Below are 17,574 nucleotides of genomic sequence, written 5' to 3' on the forward strand. Positions count from 1 at the left end.
AGGTTTCAACTATATTGGCGGCGCACAGGGTGGGGACTCGCCGCGAGACCCAGCGCCAAGGGAGTAGAAGATCATGCACGGTTTCAAGCGGCGCGCGGCCACGGTCGGCGCCTCACTCGCCCTCGTGAGCGCCGTTGCCCTGGCCGCCGGCGGGACCGCCTCCGCGGCGCCCTCCGCCCTCGACGCGCACGCCGACGCGGTGGCCACCGCCGGCCCGGCTCACGCCCGGCACCACCACCGGCCGGGCAACCGGCCGGACCCGTGGATCGCGGGCCAGCTGGAACAGGCCCGCCGGATCGCGGGACATCCGGCACCGGCCGATCCCTGGATCGCGGATCAGCTCGCCCTGTTCGAGTGCTCTCGCGCCCTTCTCGGCTGACTCCAGACGGCGGGGGCCATGGCGGCCCACGGGGCCGGGACACCGCCGCCGACGGCAGCCGTACCCGGCCCGCGTGTCACCGGCGTCCCGGGACCACCCTCCTAGCGGCTCGCCGCGGTCACGTCCGGGGTGCGGGTCAGGGCCGCCGCCGCCGCGCCGACCAGGCCGGCGTCGGTGCCCGTCCGGGCGGGGACGACGGTCAGCCGCCGGACGAAGGACAGGGTCGCGTAGTCGGTGAGGGCCTTGCGCAGCGGGGTGAACAGGATGTCGCCCGCTTTGCCGACCCCGCCGCCGATCACCGCGATGTCGATCTCGACCAGGGTCGCGGTGGCCGCGATCCCGGCGGCCAGCGCCTGCGCCGCCCGCTCGAAGGAGGCGACGGCGACCGGGTCGCCCGCGCGGGCCGCGGCGGCCACCGCGGCGGCCGAGGTGTCGCCGTCGGGGCCGGGGACCCAGCCCTGCTCCAGCGCCCGGCGGGCGATGTTGGGGCCGCTGGCGATGCGTTCCACACAGCCGCGCGCACCGCACGGGCAGGGGTCGCCGTCGAGGTCGACGCTGATGTGGCCGATGTGCCCGGCGTTGCCGGTGGGTCCCGGGTGCAGCCGCCCGCCGAGGACCAGGCCGCCGCCGACGCCGGTGGAGACCACCATGCACAGCGCGTTGTCGTGGCCCCGCGCGGCACCCTGCCAGTGCTCGGCCGCCGTGATCGCGACCCCGTCGCCGATCAGCTCGACCGGCAGGCCCCCGGTGGCCGCACGCACCCGGTCGACCAGCGGGAACTCCCGCCAGCCCGGCACGTTCACCGGACTCACGGTGCCCGCCGAGGCGTCCACCGGGCCGGCGCTGCCGATGCCGACCGCGCCGGCGCGGTCCCACAGGGGCGACCCGGACAGCTCGCCGAGCACCTCCGCCACGGCCCGCATGACCGTTTCGCCGTCCTGCCGGGCGGGAGTGGGACGCTGGGCGCGGACCAGAAGGCGTCCGCCGCCGTCCACCAGCGCGCCGGCGATCTTGGTGCCGCCGATGTCCAGGGCCGCCACGAGGTCGGTGTGCATGAGAGTCAGATCTCCCCGTTGAAAGCTTGAGAACCAAAGAGAGCAGGCCGGTCAAGCGGTGGGGGCGCAGGCCGGAGAGCGGTGGACAGTCTCTCTCGCATCTGACAACGTTGTCCAGGCTCTATGCTCGACGCCACATCCTCATACAAGCCCACGGATGCCGCACCCCCGTGGACCAGAGAAACGACAGCCGGACGACAGACAGGACAGCGCACGTGCCCGAGACCACCCGCCGCGCAGACCGCCTCACCGGGAACCGCTACGGCAACCGCCCGACGATGAAGGACGTGGCGGCCCGCGCCGGGGTCGGGCTGAAGACGGTCTCCCGCGTGGTCAACGGCGAGCCCGGGGTCACCCCGGACACCGAGCGCCGGGTGCAGGAGGCGATCGACGCGCTCGGGTTCCGCCGCAACGACAGCGCGCGGGTGCTGCGCAAGGGGCGGACCGCGAGCATCGGGCTGATCCTGGAGGACCTCGCGGACCCCTTCTACGGCCCGCTCAGCCGCGCCGTCGAGGAGGTGGCCCGCGCCCACGGCGCGCTGCTGATCAACGGCTCCAGCGCCGAGGACCCCGAGCGCGAGCAGGAGCTGGCGCTGGCGCTGTGCGCGCGCCGGGTGGACGGGCTGGTGGTGATCCCGGCCGGGGACGACCACCGGTATCTGGAGCCGGAGATCCGGGCAGGTGTGGCGACCGTGTTCGTGGACCGCCCGGCCGGCCGGATCGACGCCGACGTGGTCCTGTCCGACAACTACGGTGGCGCCCGCGACGGCGTCGCCCACCTCATCGCGCACGGCCACCGGCGGATCGGCTTCATCGGCGACATGCCCCGGATCCACACGGCCGCGGAGCGGCTGCGCGGCTACCGGGCGGCCATGGAGGACGCCGGGATATCCGTGGCGGAGCGCTGGATGTCCCTCGGCGCGACCGACCCGGAGCGGGTGCGCCGGGCGGCGGAGGAGATGCTGGCCGGTCCGGACCCCGTGACCGCGGTCTTCGCCGGCAACAACCGGGTGACGGTCACCGTCGTCCGGGTGCTGGCCGAGCGGGCCCGCCGGGCCGCGCTCGTCGGCTTCGACGACTTCGAGCTGGCCGATCTGCTCCAGCCGGGCGTCACGGTCGTCGCCCAGGACTCGTCGGCCCTCGGCCGCACGGCCGCCGAACGCCTCTTCCGCCAGCTGGACGGCACCCTGGTCGCCCCGGAGCGCATAGAACTCCCGACCCGCCTCATCACCCGCGGCTCGGGCGAACTGCCGCCGACGGACTGAAGGGGGCGGGCGGGGACGGGACGCCAAGGCGGGGCCGGCGGTGTTACCACGCCGTGGCCATGCGGCCGAGCCGGGGCCGCCGACCCCGGGCCCGCCGGCCGGGGGCCGCACCGGGCCCGCGCCGGCCCACCCCACGACCGTACGACGCGGGGCCGGGGCGGAGCAGTCGCGGCGCGGCCGGGCCACGGGAGCGCCGGCCGGCCGGAGCCGGGGACGTACGACACCGGCCGGAGCGACCGCGGACCCACTGGACCTCCTGGACCCACCGGATCCGCCGCCCGTGTCCGCCACCGCCCTTGCCGACGGCGGACACGGGACCCCTCCGGCATGGCGGGGCCGCGGGCCGCGGGCCGGCGCGACAGTCCCCTGGCGAACCCGGGGGCGGAGCGAGCCGGCGGTGACCGGCCCTCGTGCCGGACGGCGGCTCGTACCGCTCGTGCCACCGGCCCCCTCGGCCCCGGCCTCGAAGCCGCCGGACACCGACGGGCCGCGGCTTTGGGGTTACTTCGCGGACGCCGTCAGGTCGCCGCGGCGGGGGGACGCGAAGGATTCCAGGTCGGCGCGGGTGAGGCCGGTGAGGCGGGCCACCTCGGCGATGTCCAGGGCGCCGCAGTCCAGGCCGCGCAGCAGATAGCCGCTGAGCGCCTTGGCGGTGGCGGGCTCGTCCATGACGTCGCCGCCGGCCCGGTTGGCGTAGCGGGAGAGGCGGGCCGCGGCCTGCTCGAAGCCCTCGCGGTAGAAGGCGAAGACGGCGGCGTAGCGGGTGGGGATGTGCCCGGGGTGCATGTCCCAGCCCTGGTAGTAGGCGCGGGCCAGCGCCCGCCGGGTCAGGCCGTAGTGGAGGCGCCAGGCGCCGTGGACCTTCGCCGTCGGGCCGACGGGCAGGACGTTGGTGGAGCCGTCCGAGACCCGGACGCCGGTGCCGGCCGCGGCCACCTGCATGACCGCCTTGGCGTGGTCGGCGGCCGGGTGGTCGCTGGCCTGGTAGGCGGCGGAGACGCCGAGGCAGGCGCTGTAGTCGAAGGTGCCGTAGTGCAGCCCGGTGGCGCGGCCCTCGGCGGCCTGGATCATGCGGGCGACCGCGGCGGTGCCGTCGGTGGCCAGGATGGACTGGCTGGTCTCGATCTGGATCTCGAAGCCCAGGCGCCCGGCGTCCAGGCCGTGCGCCTTCTCGAAGGCTTCCAGCAGCCGGACGAAGGCGCCGACCTGCTCGGGGTAGGTCACCTTGGGCAGGGTGAGGACCAGGCCCTCGGGCAGGCCGCCGGCCTCCATCAGACCGGTGAGGAAGACGTCGAGGGTGCGGATGCCCCGGTCCCGTACGGCGGCCTCCATGCACTTCATGCGGATGCCCATGTAGGGCGCGGCGGTGCCGTCCCGGTACGCCTCGGCGATCAGGCGGGCGGCGCGGGCGGCCGTCGCGTCCTCCTCCGCGTCGGGGCGGGGGCCGTACCCGTCCTCGAAGTCGACGCGCAGGTCCTCGATGGGCTCGCGCTCCAGCTTGGCCCGCACGCGGGAGTAGACCGGCTCGGCCAGCTCGTCCGACAGGCCGAGGACGGCCGCGAAGGAGGCGGCGTCCGGAGCGTGTTCGTCGAGCGCCGCGAGCGCCTGGTCGCCCCAGGAGCGGATGGTGTCGGCGGCGAAGGCGTCGCCGGGGACGTACACGGTGTGGACGGGCTGACGGGTGCCCGGGTCCCCGGGGTAGCGGCGCTCCAGCTCCGCGTCGACCGGTGCGAGGGAAGCGCTGATCTCCTCGCTGACGGCGCCCGCGAGGCTCGTCGCCACCTTCTCCTGCTGACCCATCCCACACCCTCCAGTTTTCCGCTTTATGGAATCAACAATCCGTATAGCGAAGTTATCTGGCAACCTTCCCACTGGTCAACACCACATCGTGTGCACTCCACTCCACGCTCTCGACACGGTCACCTCTCTCTGGCACCGTGCCGGAGCCGCACCCCTTCGACCGCGCCGGCCCGTCGGCGACGAGCCGCCCGGAAGCCGCAGCAGGAGGAGCACCCGTGCCGAGCCACAGCCGAGTCACACGCCGCAGGGGCCTGAAGGCCGCGCTGGCCGCCGCGATTCCCCTGCCGCTGTCCAGTACAGCACTCTCCGCCGGCCCCGCCGGGGCGGGCACGAACCACGACGTCCCGCTGCGCGTGATGTCGTTCAACCTCCGCTACGCGAGCACCGCCGAGCCGCACAGCTGGGCCGTCCGCCGCCCCGTGACGCGCGCCCTGCTGCACCGCGAGCGCCCGCATGTGATCGGCACCCAGGAGGGCCTCTACCAGCAGGTGCGCGACATCGAGGCCGACCTCGGGACGGCGTACGACTGGATCGGCACCGGGCGCGCCGGCGGCAGCCGCGACGAGTTCATGGCCGTCTTCTACGACACGCGCCGGCTCGCCCCCGAGGAGTACGACCACTTCTGGCTCTCCGACACGCCGGACGTGATCGGATCCAACACCTGGGGCGGCGGTTCCGTCCGCATGGTGACCCGGGTCCGGTTCCGGGATCTGCGCTCCGGCGACCGGCAGTTCCACCTGCTGAACACCCACCTCGACAACCACAGCCAGTACGCACGCGCGCGTGCCGCGGCCCTGATCGCCCAGCGCATCGCCGGACTGGGCAGCTCGCTCCCGCTCGTCGTCACCGGCGACTTCAACGTGGCCGCCCACAACAACCCGGTCTACGACACGATGCTGGGCGCGGGTCTGGCCGACACCTGGGACACGGCGGCCGAGCGGAGCGAGCTGTACGGCACCTTCCACGGCTACCGGCCGCCGACGCCGGGCGGCGACCGCATCGACTGGATCCTCGCCACCCCCGGTGTCACGGCGCACGAGGCCCGGATCAACACCTTCTCGGCGCACGGGCAGTACCCGAGCGACCATCTGCCGGTGCAGGCTTCACTGACGCTGGGATGAGGCGAGGCCCCCGTGACCGTCGATGCGGTCACGGGGGCCTCGGCCGGCGGATGCGGGGATCAGCCCTTGCGGGCCTTGATCTCCTCGGTCAGCTGCGGCACGACGTCGAACAGGTCGCCGACCACGCCGTAGTCGGCCAGCTCGAAGATCGGGGCCTCCTCGTCCTTGTTGACGGCCACGATCGTCTTCGAGGTCTGCATGCCGGCGCGGTGCTGGATCGCGCCGGAGATGCCGTTGGCGATGTACAGCTGCGGCGACACGCTCTTGCCGGTCTGGCCGACCTGGTTGGTGTGCGGGTACCAGCCGGCGTCGACGGCGGCGCGCGAGGCACCGACGGCCGCGCCCAGCTGGTCGGCGAGGGCCTCGATGATCGCGAAGTTCTCCGCGCCGTTCACACCGCGGCCACCGGAGACCACGATGGCGGCCTCGGTCAGCTCCGGGCGGCCCGTGGACTCACGCGGCGTACGGCCGGTGATCTTCGTGCCGGTCGCCTTGTCGGAGAAGGTCACCGACAGGGCCTCGACCGCGCCGGCGGCCGGGGCGGCCTCGACGGCGGCGCTGTTCGGCTTGACCGTGATGACCGGGGTGCCCTTGACGACACGGGACTTGGTGGTGAAGGACGCGGCGAACACCGACTGGGTGGCCACCGGGCCCTCGTCGCCGGCCTCCAGGTCGACGGCGTCGGTGATGATGCCCGAGCCGATGCGCAGCGCCAGGCGGGCGGCGATCTCCTTGCCCTCGGCGGAGGACGGGACCAGCACGGCGGCCGGGGAGACGGCCTCGTAGGCGGCCTGCAGGGCGTCCACCTTCGGCACGACCAGGTACTCGGCGTACTCGGCGGCGTCGTGGGTGAGCACCTTGACCGCGCCGTGCTCGGCGAGCGTGGCGGCGGTGTCGGCGGCGCCGTTGCCCAGCGCGACGGCGACGGGCTCGCCCAGGCGGCGGGCCAGGGTCAGCAGCTCCAGAGTGGGCTTGCGGACGGCACCGTCCACGTGGTCGACGTAGACGAGGACTTCAGCCATGGGATTGCTCTCCTGCGTAACGAAGTTGAGGGGCGGTCAGCGGGTCGGGCCCTTAGATGAACTTCTGGGCCGCGAGGAACTCAGCGAGCTGCTTGCCGCCCTCGCCCTCGTCCTTGACGATGGTGCCGGCCGTGCGGGCCGGACGCTCGGTCGCGGACTCGACCTTGGTGAAGGCGCCGTCCAGGCCGACCTCCTCGGCCTCGATGTCGAGGTCGGACAGGTCCCAGGACTCCACCGGCTTCTTCTTGGCCGCCATGATGCCCTTGAAGGAGGGGTAGCGGGCCTCGCCGGACTGGTCGGTCACGGAGACGACCGCCGGGAGCTGCGCCTGAAGCTGCTCGGAGGCGGCGTCGCCGTCGCGGCGGCCCTTGACCGTGCCGTCCTCGACGGAGACCTCGGACAGCAGGGTGACCTGCGGGACGCCCAGGCGCTCGGCGACCAGCGCCGGGACGATGCCCATGGTGCCGTCGGTGGAGGCCATGCCGGAGATGACCAGGTCGTAACCGGCCTTCTCGATGGCCTTGGCCAGCACCAGGGAGGTGCCGATGGCGTCGGTGCCGTGCAGGTCGTCGTCCTCGACGTGAATGGCCTTGTCCGCACCCATCGACAGGGCCTTGCGGAGCGCGTCCTTGGCGTCCTCGGGGCCCACCGTCAGAACGGTGACCTCGGCGTCGTCCGCGTCCTCCGCGATCTGCAGGGCCTGCTCGACCGCGTACTCGTCCAGCTCGGAGAGCAGACCGTCCACGTCGTCGCGGTCGACGGTCAGGTCATCGGCGAAGTGCCGGTCGCCAGTGGCGTCGGGCACGTACTTCACAGTGACAACGATCCTCAAGCTCACGCCGGCTCTCCTACTGCATCGTCATTTCGGGCTGCCTCTTGCAGGCAGCATAGGCGCCTCAAGCGGCCGATCCCGGTCGGGGCGTCCGCGCGCTCCGAACGAGATATTACTCGTCAGTACACCCAGTTCCTGCCCGCTAAGCAAGCGCTTTGAACTGTGACCTTCGCAACGCAGCGTAACCGGAACTCGACGGGCGCGCAGCGGAGCCCGGAGTGATCAATCCCGCAGACCGTTGAAGCGGCCCTGGTGATAGAGGAGCGGGCGGCCGTCGCCCGTGGGGTCGCCGAGCACGACCTCGGCGAGCACGATCCGGTGGTCGCCGGCCGGGACCCGCCCGACGATCCGGCACACCAGCCAGACCAGCACGTCGTCCAGCACCGGCACCCCCTGCGGCCCCTCCCGCCAGGCGGTGGGCGCGCCGAAGCGGTCGGCGCCGCTGCGCGCGAAGGTGGCGGCCAGGTCGCTCTGGTGCTCCCCGAGTATGTGCACGCCGACGTGGTCCGTCTCGGCGATCGCGGGCCAGCTGGAGGCACCCGTGCCGATGCCGAAGGAGACGAGCGGGGGTTCGGCGGAGACGGAGGTGAGGGAGGTGGCGGTGAAGCCGACCGGGCCCGAGGCGCCGCGCGCGGTGATCACCGCCACACCGGCGGCGTGCCGGCGGAAGGCGGAGCGCAGCAGTTCCGGGGAGGCGGTGCGGGGGGTGCCGAGTTCGGGAGTGGCCGTCATGGAGTTGTCCTTCTGCCGGGGGTCACGAGCGGGTCCGCGGGTGCTCAACGGCCCGGACACCCCGCGCTCGCGGTGCGGGCCAGGTCGATGTGGACCCGTCCGTAGAGAAGGAGTTCTGTCGGCATGCGGTCAGGTTGGCGACCGGCGAGGCGTACCGTCAAGCGGCTTCCGCGATCCGGAAGTCGGCGCACCGGGCGCCGGGGCCCGCTCATACCGCTTCTCCCAGGGCCGCTATGACGTCGGCCTTGCGGGGCTGTCCGGCGGCGCGCCGCACCACCCGTCCGCCGGCGTCCAGGACCAGGACGGTGGGCGTCTTGACGATCTCCAGCTCCCGTACGAGGTCCAGGTGGGCCTCCGCGTCGATCTCGACGTGGCTCACGCCCGGGACCAGCCCGGCGACCTCGCCGAGGACCCGGCGGGTGGCCCGGCAGGGCGCGCAGAAGGCGCTGGAGAACTGCACCAGCGTGGCCCGCTCCCCCAGCTCCGCGCCGAGTTCGGCCGCACCGATGCGCCTGCCGTCGTCGCGCCCGCCCACCCGCACTCTCCCGTTCCGCCGCCGGCGCGGCTCGTCGCGGCGGGCACGTCAGGGGGCGCACCGCCGGTCCGGTCGTCATCAGCACAACCGGTCCGGGGGCCGCGATGATTCCCGGCGGCACCCCCGAGGAAGGTAAAGGGGACCCAAAGATCCGAGGTGGGATGTAGGCCGACGTGACGAGGATCTCGCGTTACGGGGGCACCAGAACTGGCCACCCGTACGTTCTTCGGGCACGATCTGCGAGACGCCGTAAACCTACGGCTGCGTAACCTTCCCGCCGGGAGCCCCCTTTCCCGAGCAGAGCAGAAAGGGCACACCCCGCCCATGGCAGAGCTGGTCTACCGTCCCGTCATCGGTATCGCCAAGACGGCGTTCAAGGTCTGGGATCTGAAGATCGACTGCCGGGGGTCGGAGAACATCCCGCGCTCGGGCGGCGCCGTGCTGGTGAGCAATCACATCAGCTATCTGGACTTCATCTTCAACGGCCTGGCCGCCCTGCCGCAGAAGCGGCTGGTGCGCTTCATGGCGAAGGAGTCCGTCTTCCGGCACCGGATCTCCGGGCCCCTCATGCGCGGCATGAAGCACATCCCGGTGGACCGCGGGCAGGGCGAGAAGGCGTACGCGCACGCGCTGGACGCGCTGCGCTCCGGCGAGGTCATCGGACTGTTCCCGGAGGCGACGATCTCGCAGTCCTTCACGCTGAAGAGCTTCAAGTCGGGCGCGGCCCGGCTGGCCCAGGAGGCGGGCGTGCCGCTGGTCCCGATGGCGGTGTGGGGCACGCAGCGGCTGTGGACGAAGGGACAGCCGCGCAACTTCAAGCGCAGCCACCTGCCCGTCACCGTCCGGGTCGGCGAGGCGGTGGAGGCCCCCCGCGACCAGTACGCCGGCGCCATCACCCGCCGGCTGCGCGAACGCGTCCAGGAACTGCTGGAGGCGGCGCAGCGTGCCTACCCGGGCCGGCCCAAGGACCCGGAGGACTCCTGGTGGCTGCCCGCCCACCTCGGCGGGACGGCGCCCACGGCGGAGGAGTTGCGCGCGGTCCAGGCGTAACGCCCGCGGCGCCCGGCCGTTTTCCGGGCACACGGGTGCGTTGCCCGGCCGGGCTCGGTCTGCGCGGTCCACCCGCCGTTGAGGTACGGCCGCCTCCCGAGTGCGGGTCGTCCGTGGCCGATCGCGCAGTTCCCCGCGCCCCCTTCGGACGCGCCGGCACCAGAGATGTCGCCGTGCGGGCGGGTCATGCGGACCACCGACGTCCAAGTACGACCGCCTCCCGAGTGCAGGTCGTCCGCGGCCGATCGCGCAGTTCCCCGCGCCCCCTTCGGACGCGCCGGCACCAGAGATGTCGCCGTGCGGGCGGGTCATGCGGACCACCGACGTCCAAGTACGACCGCCTCCCGAGTGCAGGTCGTCCGCGGCCGATCGCGCAGTTCCCCGCGCCCCCTTCGGACGCGCCGGCACCAGAGATGTCGCCGTGCGGGCGGGTCATGCGGGCCACCGCCGTCCAGGTACGACCGCCTCCCGAGTGCAGGTCGTCCGCGGCCGGTCGCGCAGTTCCCCGCGCCCCATCGAGGACGCTACGGAGTGTCAGAGAGCTGCCGGGAGGGTCTTCCAGAGGGCCGGGCGGTCGGGGGCCGTTCGCAGGGCGGTGAGGACCGCCGGGTGCGGGGTGGCGTACAGGCCCGGGTAGTCGATCTCGCCGGCCGCGGGGTCCGGGGTCCAGGCCAGCCGTTCGCCGGACAGGGAGAACCGCGCGTCCACACCCGGCTTGTTGCCCCGGGGGTCCTGCCGGTGCCAGGCGCCGTGGAATCGTACGGCGACCAGGCCGTGGAGCAGATGGCCGCCGGCGTCGTCGGTCAGGCGCTGGTAGCACAGGGCCGTCGGGATGTCCTCGGCCCGCAGCAGGGCGGCCAGGGCGTGGGACTTGGCGTGGCAGATGCCGGTGCCCAGGGCCAGTACGTCGGAGGCGCGCCAGGTGACGCGCGGGTCGCCGGAGTCCGCGGAGTGCGGGATGGTGTCGCGGACGAACTCATACGCGGCCCGCGCATATTCATACGAGTCGGCGGCGTCGGCCGCGAGGCGTGCGGCGGTCTCCCGGACCAGTGGGTGATGGTGGTCGATCACCTCGTCCGCGGCGAGGTACGCGGACAGGTCGGCTGTGTTCTGGATCAGCTCCATGCCCGCAGAGCATAGGAACGCGATCACCCGGGCGTCAATGACTTTCCAGGTGATCGCATAACTATGCAGCACTGGGAGTCAGCGGGCCATTTCCTCCTTCAGGGCGGCCACGAACGTGTCGACGTCGTCCTCCGTGGTGTCGAAGGAGCACATCCAGCGCACCACTCCGGCGGCCTCGTCCCAGAAGTAGAATCGGAACCGCTTCTGCAGCCGCTCGCTCACCTCGTGCGGGAGCCTGGCGAAGACGCCGTTGGCCTGCACCGGGTAGAGGATCTCCACCCCGTGCACCGCGCGCACGCCCTCGGCGAGCCGCTGGGCCATCTCGTTGGCGTGCCGGGCGTTGCGCAGCCACAGGTCCTTGGCGAGCAGTGCCTCCAACTGCACGGAGACGAACCGCATCTTGGAGGCCAGCTGCATGGACATCTTCCGCAGGTGCTTCATCTGCCGCACCGCGTCCTGGTTGATGACGACGACGGCCTCGCCGAACAGCGCGCCGTTCTTCGTCCCGCCCAGCGAGAGGATGTCCACGCCGACCGCGTTGGTGAACGTCCGCATGGGCACGTCCAGGGAGGCGGCGGCGTTGGCTATCCGGGAGCCGTCCAGGTGCACCTTCATGCCGTGCGCGTGGGCGTGCTCACAGATCGCGCGGATCTCCTCGGGCGTGTAGAGGGTGCCCAGTTCGGTGGACTGGGTGATCGACACGACCTGCGGCATGGCCCGGTGCTCGTCCTCGAAGCCCCAGGCCTGCCGGTCGATCAGCTCCGGGGTGAGCTTGCCGTCGGGCGTGGGCACGGTGAGCAGCTTCAGCCCGCCCATGCGCTCGGGGGCGCCGCCCTCGTCGACGTTGATGTGCGCGCTCTCGGCGCAGATCACCGCGCCCCAGCGGTCGGTGACCGCCTGGAGCGCGACCACGTTGGCGCCGGTGCCGTTAAAGACCGGGAAGGCCTCCGCGGTGGCGCCGAAGTGGCTGCGGACGATCCGCTGGAGGTGCTCGGTGTAGTCGTCCTCGCCGTACGCCACCTGGTGGCCGCCGTTGGCCAGGGCCAGGGCGGCCAGCACCTCGGGATGGGCTCCGGCGTAGTTGTCACTGGCGAAACCGCGGACCTGCGGGTCGTGATGGCGACGCGCGTCGGTCTTGGGTGGGTTCACGGCTTCTCGGTCAGCCACAGACGGTTTCCGTTCACTTCTGCGGCGGGCTTGCTCCAGACGCCCTCGATGGCCTCGGCCAGGTCCTTGACGTCCGTGAAGCCCGCGAACTTCGCGTTGGGGCGTTCGGCGCGCATCGCGTCGTGCACCAGCGCCTTGACCACCAGGATGGCAGCCGCCGAACGCGGCCCCTGCTCGCCCCCGGCCTTGCGGAAGCCGTCGGCCATGGCGAGCGTCCATGCCTCGGCGGCGGCCTTGGCCGCGGAGTACGCCGCGTTGCCCGCCGTCGGCTTGGTGGCGCCGGCCGCGCTGATGAGCAGGTACCGGCCGCGGTCGCTGCGCTGGAGGGCGTCGAAGAAGGCGAGGGAGGTGTGCTGGACGGTGCGGACGAGCAGCTTCTCCAGCAGCTCCCAGTCGGCGAGGTCGGTGTCGGCGAAGGTGGCGCTGCCGCGCCAGCCGCCGACGAGGTGGACCAGGCCGTCGATCCGGCCGTGGTCCTTCTCGATGCGCGCGGCCCAGGCCCGGGTGTCCTCCAGGTCGAGCAGGTCGACGGTCTCGCCGGTGACGGTGGCGCCGCCGCGGGCGTAGCGCGCCGCGTCGACGGCCTCCGCGAGGCGTTCGGGGTTGTTGTCGGCACCCACGACGACCGCGCCCGCCTCGGCGAGCCGGACCAGCGCCGCGTGCCCGGCGGGGCCGCCCGCGCCGGCCACCGCGATCACCGCACCACTGAGAGACCCGTTGTTCGCCACGTTCTTCCCCTCTTGAACAGTGTTGTGGACGCGGTCGCTCACGCGGCGATCCGCTCGGCGCCGTCCGCCGTGATGCCCTTGGTGGAGGCGATCACATTCTTCAGCTTCTTCGCCAGCGCCTCATAGAACATGCTGAGCGGAAACTCGTCCGGCAGCACGTCGTCCACCAGCTTGCGCGGCGGCTGGGTCAGGTCCAGGGCGTCGGGGCCCTTGGCCCACTTGGAGCCGGGGTGCGGGGCGAGGTAGGTGGAGACCAGTTCGTAGCCGGCGAACCAGTGCACCAGCTTGGGGCGGTCGATGCCGTCCCGGTAGAGCTTCTCGATCTCGGCGCACAGCTGGTTGGTGACCTGCGGGGCGCGCTCCCAGTCGATGGAGAGCTTGTTGTCGGTCCACCGGACGACGTCGTGCTTGTGCAGGTAGGCGAAGAGCAGCTGGCCGCCGAGGCCGTCGTAGTTGCGGTTGCGGTCACCGGTGACGGGGAAGCGGAACATGCGGTCGAAGAGCACCGCGTACTGCACGTCACGGGCCTGCGGGACGCCGTCCGCCTGGAGCTTCACGGCCTCCTTGAAGGCGGTGAGGTCGCAGCGCAGCTCCTCCAGGCCGTACATCCAGAACGGCTGGCGCTGCTTGATCATGAACGGGTCGAACGGCAGGTCGCCGTGGCTGTGGGTGCGGTCGTGGACCATGTCCCAGAGCACGAAGGCCTCTTCGCAGCGTTTCTGGTCGTGCACCATGGCGGCGATGTCCTCGGGCAGCTCCAGGCCCAGGATCTCCACGGCGGCGTCGGTGACGCGGCGGAACCGGGCGGCCTCGCGGTCGCAGAAGATGCCACCCCAGGAGAAACGTTCCGGCGCTTCCCGGACGGCGATGGTCTCCGGGAACAGGACGGCGGAGTTGGTGTCGTAGCCCGAGGTGAAGTCCTCGAAGGTGATGCCGCAGAAGAGCGGGTTGTCGTACCGGGTGCGCTCCAGCTCGGCCAGCCAGTCCGGCCACACCATGCGCAGCACGACCGCCTCCAGATTGCGGTCCGGGTTGCCGTTCTGGGTGTACATCGGGAAGACGACCAGGTGCTGGAGGCCGTCCACGCGGTGGGCGGCGGGCTGGAAGGCCAGCAGCGAGTCCAGGAAGTCCGGGACCGCGAAGCCGCCCTCGGCCCAGCGGCGCAGGTCCTTCACGAGGGCCTGGTGGTAGGCGGCGTCGTGCGGGACCAGCGGGGAGAGCCGCTCGACCGCGTCGGCGACGCGCTCGACGGTCGCCTCGGCGTCGGCCCGCCGCGGGGCGCCCTCGGCGTCGAAGTCGATCGATCCGTCCTTCGACTGCCATGGCCGGATCTGCTCCACGGCATCCTTGAGCACGGCCCAGGCCGGGTGCTCGACCACCCTGGTCGGCGAAGGAACCCCTTCCTCCGCGCTTGCCTGCACAAGAATTTCCGTCATGTCCCATCCTCCACGGGAGAACCTCGCGTATGGACACCGTATGCGTACCCTGTTTCACTCAGCAAGAGCAGGAGCGGGAAATTATTCTGTCCGACCCCTTGGTCACCGATGTTTTTCCTGTCGTAAACCGTGACGGCGCTCACTTTCACCAACGGCGCGCGCTCCCCGGCGCGACGGCGCACCCGATGGTCAAGGGTGCGCGAGGCGCGCCCACCGACGGGTGACGGCCAAGGCGGATACCGGCCAACCGGCGCCTGTCCCGGCTCCCTAATGCCCGGCGCAGCCGCGGGTCCATCGCACGGCCAGGCCACTAGGCTGCGGCCTTGCCGCGTGGACGACGACGTCCGGCACGGGTCCGTCGGTCCGCGCGTCGCCGAGCCGCCGTCGACGGAAGCGAGTTGAACCTTGAACTTCCTTACCATCGGTCATCGCGGGGTCATGGGCGTCGAGCCCGAGAACACCCTCCGTTCCTTCGTCGCCGCGCAGCGGGCCGGCCTGGACCTGATCGAACTCGATCTGCACCTGAGCAAGGACGGCGCCCTGGTCGTCATGCACGACGCGGAGGTGGACCGCACCACCGACGGCTCCGGGCCGATCGCCGAGAAGACCCTCGCGGAGCTGCGCGCCCTGGACGCGGGGCGCGGGGAGCGGGTGCCGGTGTTCGAGGAGGTGCTGGAGGCGGTGCGCGCGCCGTTGCAGGCCGAGATCAAGGATGTGGCGGCGGCCCGGGCGCTGGCCGAGGTGATGCGCGCGCGGGACCTGACCGCGCGGGTGGAGGTGTCCTCGTTCCACGACGAGGCGATCACCGAGATCGCGCGGCTGGTGCCGGGGGTGCGTACGGCGCTGGTCGCGAGCCGCTACGGCACCGAGGTGGTGGACCGCGCCGTCGCCGCGGGCGCCGCGACCGTGTGCCTGAACATCCGCCGGCTCACCCTGGAGATCGTCGAGCACGCGCGCGCGTCCGGGCTGCGGATCCTCGGCTGGGTGGTCAACACCCAGGAGCACCTGCGTCTGGTCCGCGCCCTGGAGCTGGACGGGGCGACGACCGACTACCCGGAGATCAAGCGCACGGGCCGGTTCACGGCGTAGCCGACGGCGGCCGGGCCGGGAACCGGCCGTCGCTCCCTCACCCGAGCTTCTTGACCAGCAGCTCGAACTCCAGGTCGGCGCGGAGCGGGATGCCGAAGCGCTCGTCGCCGTACGGGAACGGGGACGTCCGTCCCGTACGGCGGTAGCCGCGGCGTTCGTACCAGGCGATCAGGTCCTCGCGCACGGAGATCACCGTCATGCGCATCTCGCCGACGCCCCAGGTCTGCCGGCACCGGCGCTCGGCCTCCGCCAGGACGGCCTTGCCGACGCCCGCGCCCTGCAGCGTGGGGCTCACCGCGAACATCCCGAAGTAGGCGTGGTCGCCGCGGTGCTCCAGCTGGCAGCAGGCGACGATCCGGCCCTCCAGCTCCACGGTGAGCAGCCGGCTGTCCGGCGACTTGATCACCGCCAGCACACCCTCGGGGTCGGTCCGCTGCCCGTCGAGGATGTCCGCCTCGGTGGTCCACCCGGCCCGGCTGCTGTCCCCCCGGTACGCCGACTCCACGAGTGCGACGAGGGCGTCCACGTCGGCGTCGGTGGCGTCGCGGAAGGTGAGTCCGGTGGCGGGGGTGTCCATGACGGTGGTCTCCGATCTCGGGCGTGGCCGGGGCACGGAAGAGGGTAACCCTGCTGCATGGTGCATGTACTCAGCAGCCGGACCCTGCTCCGGCCCTCCGATCCCGAACGCTCCCGTGCCTTCTACGGCGAGCAGCTGGGCCTGTCCGTCTACCGCGAGTTCGGGACCGGCCCCGAGCGCGGCACGGTCTACTTCCTCGGCGGCGGTTTCCTGGAGTTGTCCGGCCGGTCCGACGACCCGCCCTCCCCCGCCGTACGGCTGTGGTTGCAGGTCGAGGACGCGACGGCCGCGTGCGAGGAGCTGCGGGCGCGGGGCGTGGAGATCGTACGGCCCCCGGTGAAGGAGCCCTGGGGCCTGGTCGAGATGTGGATCAACGATCCGGACGGCACGCCGATCGTCCTGGTGGAGATCCCGGCGGACCATCCCCTGCGGTACCGGCCCGGGATCTGAGATTCGCCCCGCGAACGTGCCCGGGGGATGGCGAGGGCCCTCTGACCGGGCACGTTCGGGGGCTGCGGCCCTGCGTCCAGGCGGGTGTTTGCCTTCGAGAGCGCTCCAGCTTCTAGCGTCACTCGCATCACCCGCGACGAGGGAGAGACACACATGCGGTACACGCTGTTCGGGCGGACCGGGCTGCGCGTCAGCGAGCTGGCGCTGGGCACCATGACCTTCGGGGAGGACTGGGGGTGGGGCGCCGACAAGGACACCAGCGCCCGGATCCTCGACGTCTACGCCGACGCGGGCGGCAACTTCGTGGACACCGCGAACAACTACACCTCCGGCAGCGCCGAGCGGATCCTCGGCGAGCTGCTCGCCGGGCGCCGCGACCGGTTCGTGCTGGCGAGCAAGTACACCTGCGGCACCCGCGACGGCGATCCCAACGCGGCGGGCAACCACCGCGGGAACCTCGTCCGGTCGGTCGAGGACAGCCTGCGCCGGCTGCGCACCGACCGGCTCGACGTGCTGTGGGTGCACGCCCGGGACAACTTCACGCCGGTGGAGGAGGTGATGCGCGCCCTGGACGACGTCGTCCGCGCGGGCAAGGTGCTCTATGTGGGCGTGTCGGACTGGCCTGCCTGGGAGATCGCGCAGGCCAACACCCTGGCCGAGCTGCGCGGCTGGACGTGTTTCGCGGGCTCGCAGCTGCGCTACAGCCTGCTGGAGCGCACCCCGGAGCGTGAACTGCTGCCGCAGGCCCGGGCGTTCGACCTCGCCGTGTTCGCCTGGGCGCCGCTGGCCGCGGGCCGGCTCACCGGGAAGTACCGGCGCGGCGGGACCGGGCGACTGGACGACGTGCGGCCCGAGGCGTGGGAGGACGACGTCGTCGACGCGGTCGTGGAGATCGCCGGGGCGGGCGGCTGGAGCCCGGCGCAGGTGGCCCTGGCCTGGCTGCTGGGCCGGCCCGGGAACGTCGTACCGATCGTGTCGGCCACCCGGCCGGAGCAGCTCGCGGACAACCTCGCGTGCACCGGGGTCCGGCTGGACGCGGACGCGCGCGCCCGCCTGGACGAGGTGAGCGCGGTCCCGCTGGGCTTCCCGCACGACTTCCTGCGGGAGGCGCCCATCACCCGCAACGTGTACGGCGACCGCTGGCCGGACATCGTCGACCGCCGCTCCACGTACCGCCGTACCGTGCACGACGTCCTGTGAACGTCCGGCCG

At 72.4% G+C, this 17,574-nt stretch carries 18 protein-coding genes; 7 read left to right on the forward strand and 11 right to left on the reverse strand.

Annotated elements, in window-relative coordinates:
• Positions 1–73 precede the first annotated feature (73 nt).
• Positions 74–379, forward strand: a complete 306-nt coding sequence (locus HB370_RS06775; RefSeq protein WP_030775476.1) for a hypothetical protein — start codon at positions 74–76, stop codon at positions 377–379.
• A 101-nt stretch (positions 380–480) separates the two neighbouring features.
• Here the strand turns inward: HB370_RS06775 and HB370_RS06780 are convergent, their stop codons facing one another.
• Positions 481–1,434, reverse strand: coding sequence for an ROK family protein (locus tag HB370_RS06780; RefSeq protein ID WP_030775473.1), 954 nt, complete (start codon positions 1,432–1,434; stop codon positions 481–483).
• 215 nt (positions 1,435–1,649) lie between these two features.
• Between HB370_RS06780 and HB370_RS06785 the strand changes: the two genes are divergently transcribed.
• Entirely contained in the window at positions 1,650–2,699 is a 1,050-nt protein-coding gene (locus HB370_RS06785) for a LacI family DNA-binding transcriptional regulator (protein WP_030775470.1), read from the forward strand.
• Between the two features lie 501 nt (positions 2,700–3,200).
• Here HB370_RS06785 and HB370_RS06790 read toward each other — a convergent pair.
• Positions 3,201–4,499, reverse strand: coding sequence for an aldolase/citrate lyase family protein (locus tag HB370_RS06790; protein WP_030775467.1), 1,299 nt, complete (start codon positions 4,497–4,499; stop codon positions 3,201–3,203).
• A 215-nt stretch (positions 4,500–4,714) separates the two neighbouring features.
• Between HB370_RS06790 and HB370_RS06795 the strand changes: the two genes are divergently transcribed.
• On the forward strand, positions 4,715–5,620 hold the full coding sequence (locus tag HB370_RS06795) for an endonuclease/exonuclease/phosphatase family protein (RefSeq protein WP_030775464.1): 906 nt from the start codon (positions 4,715–4,717) through the stop codon (positions 5,618–5,620).
• Positions 5,621–5,679: 59 nt separating this feature from the next.
• On the opposite strand, the gene HB370_RS06800 is transcribed toward HB370_RS06795, so the two are convergent.
• The 4 genes from HB370_RS06800 to HB370_RS06815 all read right to left on the reverse strand — a co-directional run bounded on the left by HB370_RS06800 (position 5,680) and on the right by HB370_RS06815 (position 8,747).
• Entirely contained in the window at positions 5,680–6,642 is a 963-nt protein-coding gene (locus tag HB370_RS06800; RefSeq protein WP_030775461.1) for an electron transfer flavoprotein subunit alpha/FixB family protein, read from the reverse strand.
• A gap of 52 nt (positions 6,643–6,694) precedes the next feature.
• Entirely contained in the window at positions 6,695–7,480 is a 786-nt protein-coding gene (locus HB370_RS06805; protein ID WP_030775458.1) for an electron transfer flavoprotein subunit beta/FixA family protein, read from the reverse strand.
• 216 nt (positions 7,481–7,696) lie between these two features.
• Positions 7,697–8,206: a flavin reductase family protein gene (locus tag HB370_RS06810; protein ID WP_030775455.1), complete on the reverse strand. Its 510-nt coding sequence runs from the start codon at positions 8,204–8,206 to the stop codon at positions 7,697–7,699.
• Positions 8,207–8,414: 208 nt separating this feature from the next.
• On the reverse strand, positions 8,415–8,747 hold the full coding sequence (locus HB370_RS06815) for a thioredoxin family protein (RefSeq protein WP_078637282.1): 333 nt from the start codon (positions 8,745–8,747) through the stop codon (positions 8,415–8,417).
• Between the two features lie 318 nt (positions 8,748–9,065).
• Between HB370_RS06815 and HB370_RS06820 the strand changes: the two genes are divergently transcribed.
• Positions 9,066–9,791 carry a lysophospholipid acyltransferase family protein gene (locus HB370_RS06820; protein ID WP_030775451.1) on the forward strand — a complete coding sequence of 242 codons (726 nt, stop codon included), beginning with the start codon at positions 9,066–9,068 and terminating at the stop codon, positions 9,789–9,791.
• A 534-nt stretch (positions 9,792–10,325) separates the two neighbouring features.
• Here HB370_RS06820 and HB370_RS06825 read toward each other — a convergent pair.
• The 4 genes from HB370_RS06825 to HB370_RS06840 all read right to left on the reverse strand — a co-directional run bounded on the left by HB370_RS06825 (position 10,326) and on the right by HB370_RS06840 (position 14,247).
• The gene (locus tag HB370_RS06825) at positions 10,326–10,916 is read right to left on the reverse strand and encodes a transglutaminase family protein (protein ID WP_030775449.1); all 591 of its coding nucleotides are present in this window, start codon (positions 10,914–10,916) and stop codon (positions 10,326–10,328) included.
• Between the two features lie 78 nt (positions 10,917–10,994).
• Positions 10,995–12,065: a low specificity L-threonine aldolase gene (locus HB370_RS06830; RefSeq protein WP_030775446.1), complete on the reverse strand. Its 1,071-nt coding sequence runs from the start codon at positions 12,063–12,065 to the stop codon at positions 10,995–10,997.
• The gene (locus HB370_RS06835; RefSeq protein ID WP_051815212.1) at positions 12,062–12,853 is read right to left on the reverse strand and encodes an SDR family NAD(P)-dependent oxidoreductase; all 792 of its coding nucleotides are present in this window, start codon (positions 12,851–12,853) and stop codon (positions 12,062–12,064) included. Before HB370_RS06835 ends, HB370_RS06830 begins: the two co-directional genes overlap by 4 nt.
• The gene (locus tag HB370_RS06840; protein WP_030775443.1) at positions 12,850–14,247 is read right to left on the reverse strand and encodes a DUF6421 family protein; all 1,398 of its coding nucleotides are present in this window, start codon (positions 14,245–14,247) and stop codon (positions 12,850–12,852) included. Before HB370_RS06840 ends, HB370_RS06835 begins: the two co-directional genes overlap by 4 nt.
• Positions 14,248–14,652: 405 nt before the next feature.
• Here HB370_RS06840 and HB370_RS06845 point away from each other — a divergent pair, with 405 nt between their 5' ends.
• A complete protein-coding gene (locus tag HB370_RS06845) occupies positions 14,653–15,336 on the forward strand; it encodes a glycerophosphodiester phosphodiesterase family protein (RefSeq protein ID WP_030604187.1) in 684 nt (227 codons plus the stop codon).
• A 37-nt stretch (positions 15,337–15,373) separates the two neighbouring features.
• On the opposite strand, the gene HB370_RS06850 is transcribed toward HB370_RS06845, so the two are convergent.
• The gene (locus HB370_RS06850; protein ID WP_030775441.1) at positions 15,374–15,913 is read right to left on the reverse strand and encodes a GNAT family N-acetyltransferase; all 540 of its coding nucleotides are present in this window, start codon (positions 15,911–15,913) and stop codon (positions 15,374–15,376) included.
• A gap of 57 nt (positions 15,914–15,970) precedes the next feature.
• Here HB370_RS06850 and HB370_RS06855 point away from each other — a divergent pair, with 57 nt between their 5' ends.
• Both HB370_RS06855 and HB370_RS06860 read left to right on the forward strand, forming a co-directional pair.
• Positions 15,971–16,363: a VOC family protein gene (locus HB370_RS06855; protein WP_030775439.1), complete on the forward strand. Its 393-nt coding sequence runs from the start codon at positions 15,971–15,973 to the stop codon at positions 16,361–16,363.
• A gap of 153 nt (positions 16,364–16,516) precedes the next feature.
• Positions 16,517–17,563 carry an aldo/keto reductase gene (locus HB370_RS06860; protein WP_030775434.1) on the forward strand — a complete coding sequence of 349 codons (1,047 nt, stop codon included), beginning with the start codon at positions 16,517–16,519 and terminating at the stop codon, positions 17,561–17,563.
• Positions 17,564–17,574: the final 11 nt, after the last annotated feature.

The sequence above is a fragment of the Streptomyces sp. DSM 40868 genome, from assembly GCF_011820545.1.
GTDB classification, from domain to species: Bacteria; Actinomycetota; Actinomycetes; order Streptomycetales; family Streptomycetaceae; genus Streptomyces; species Streptomyces eurythermus.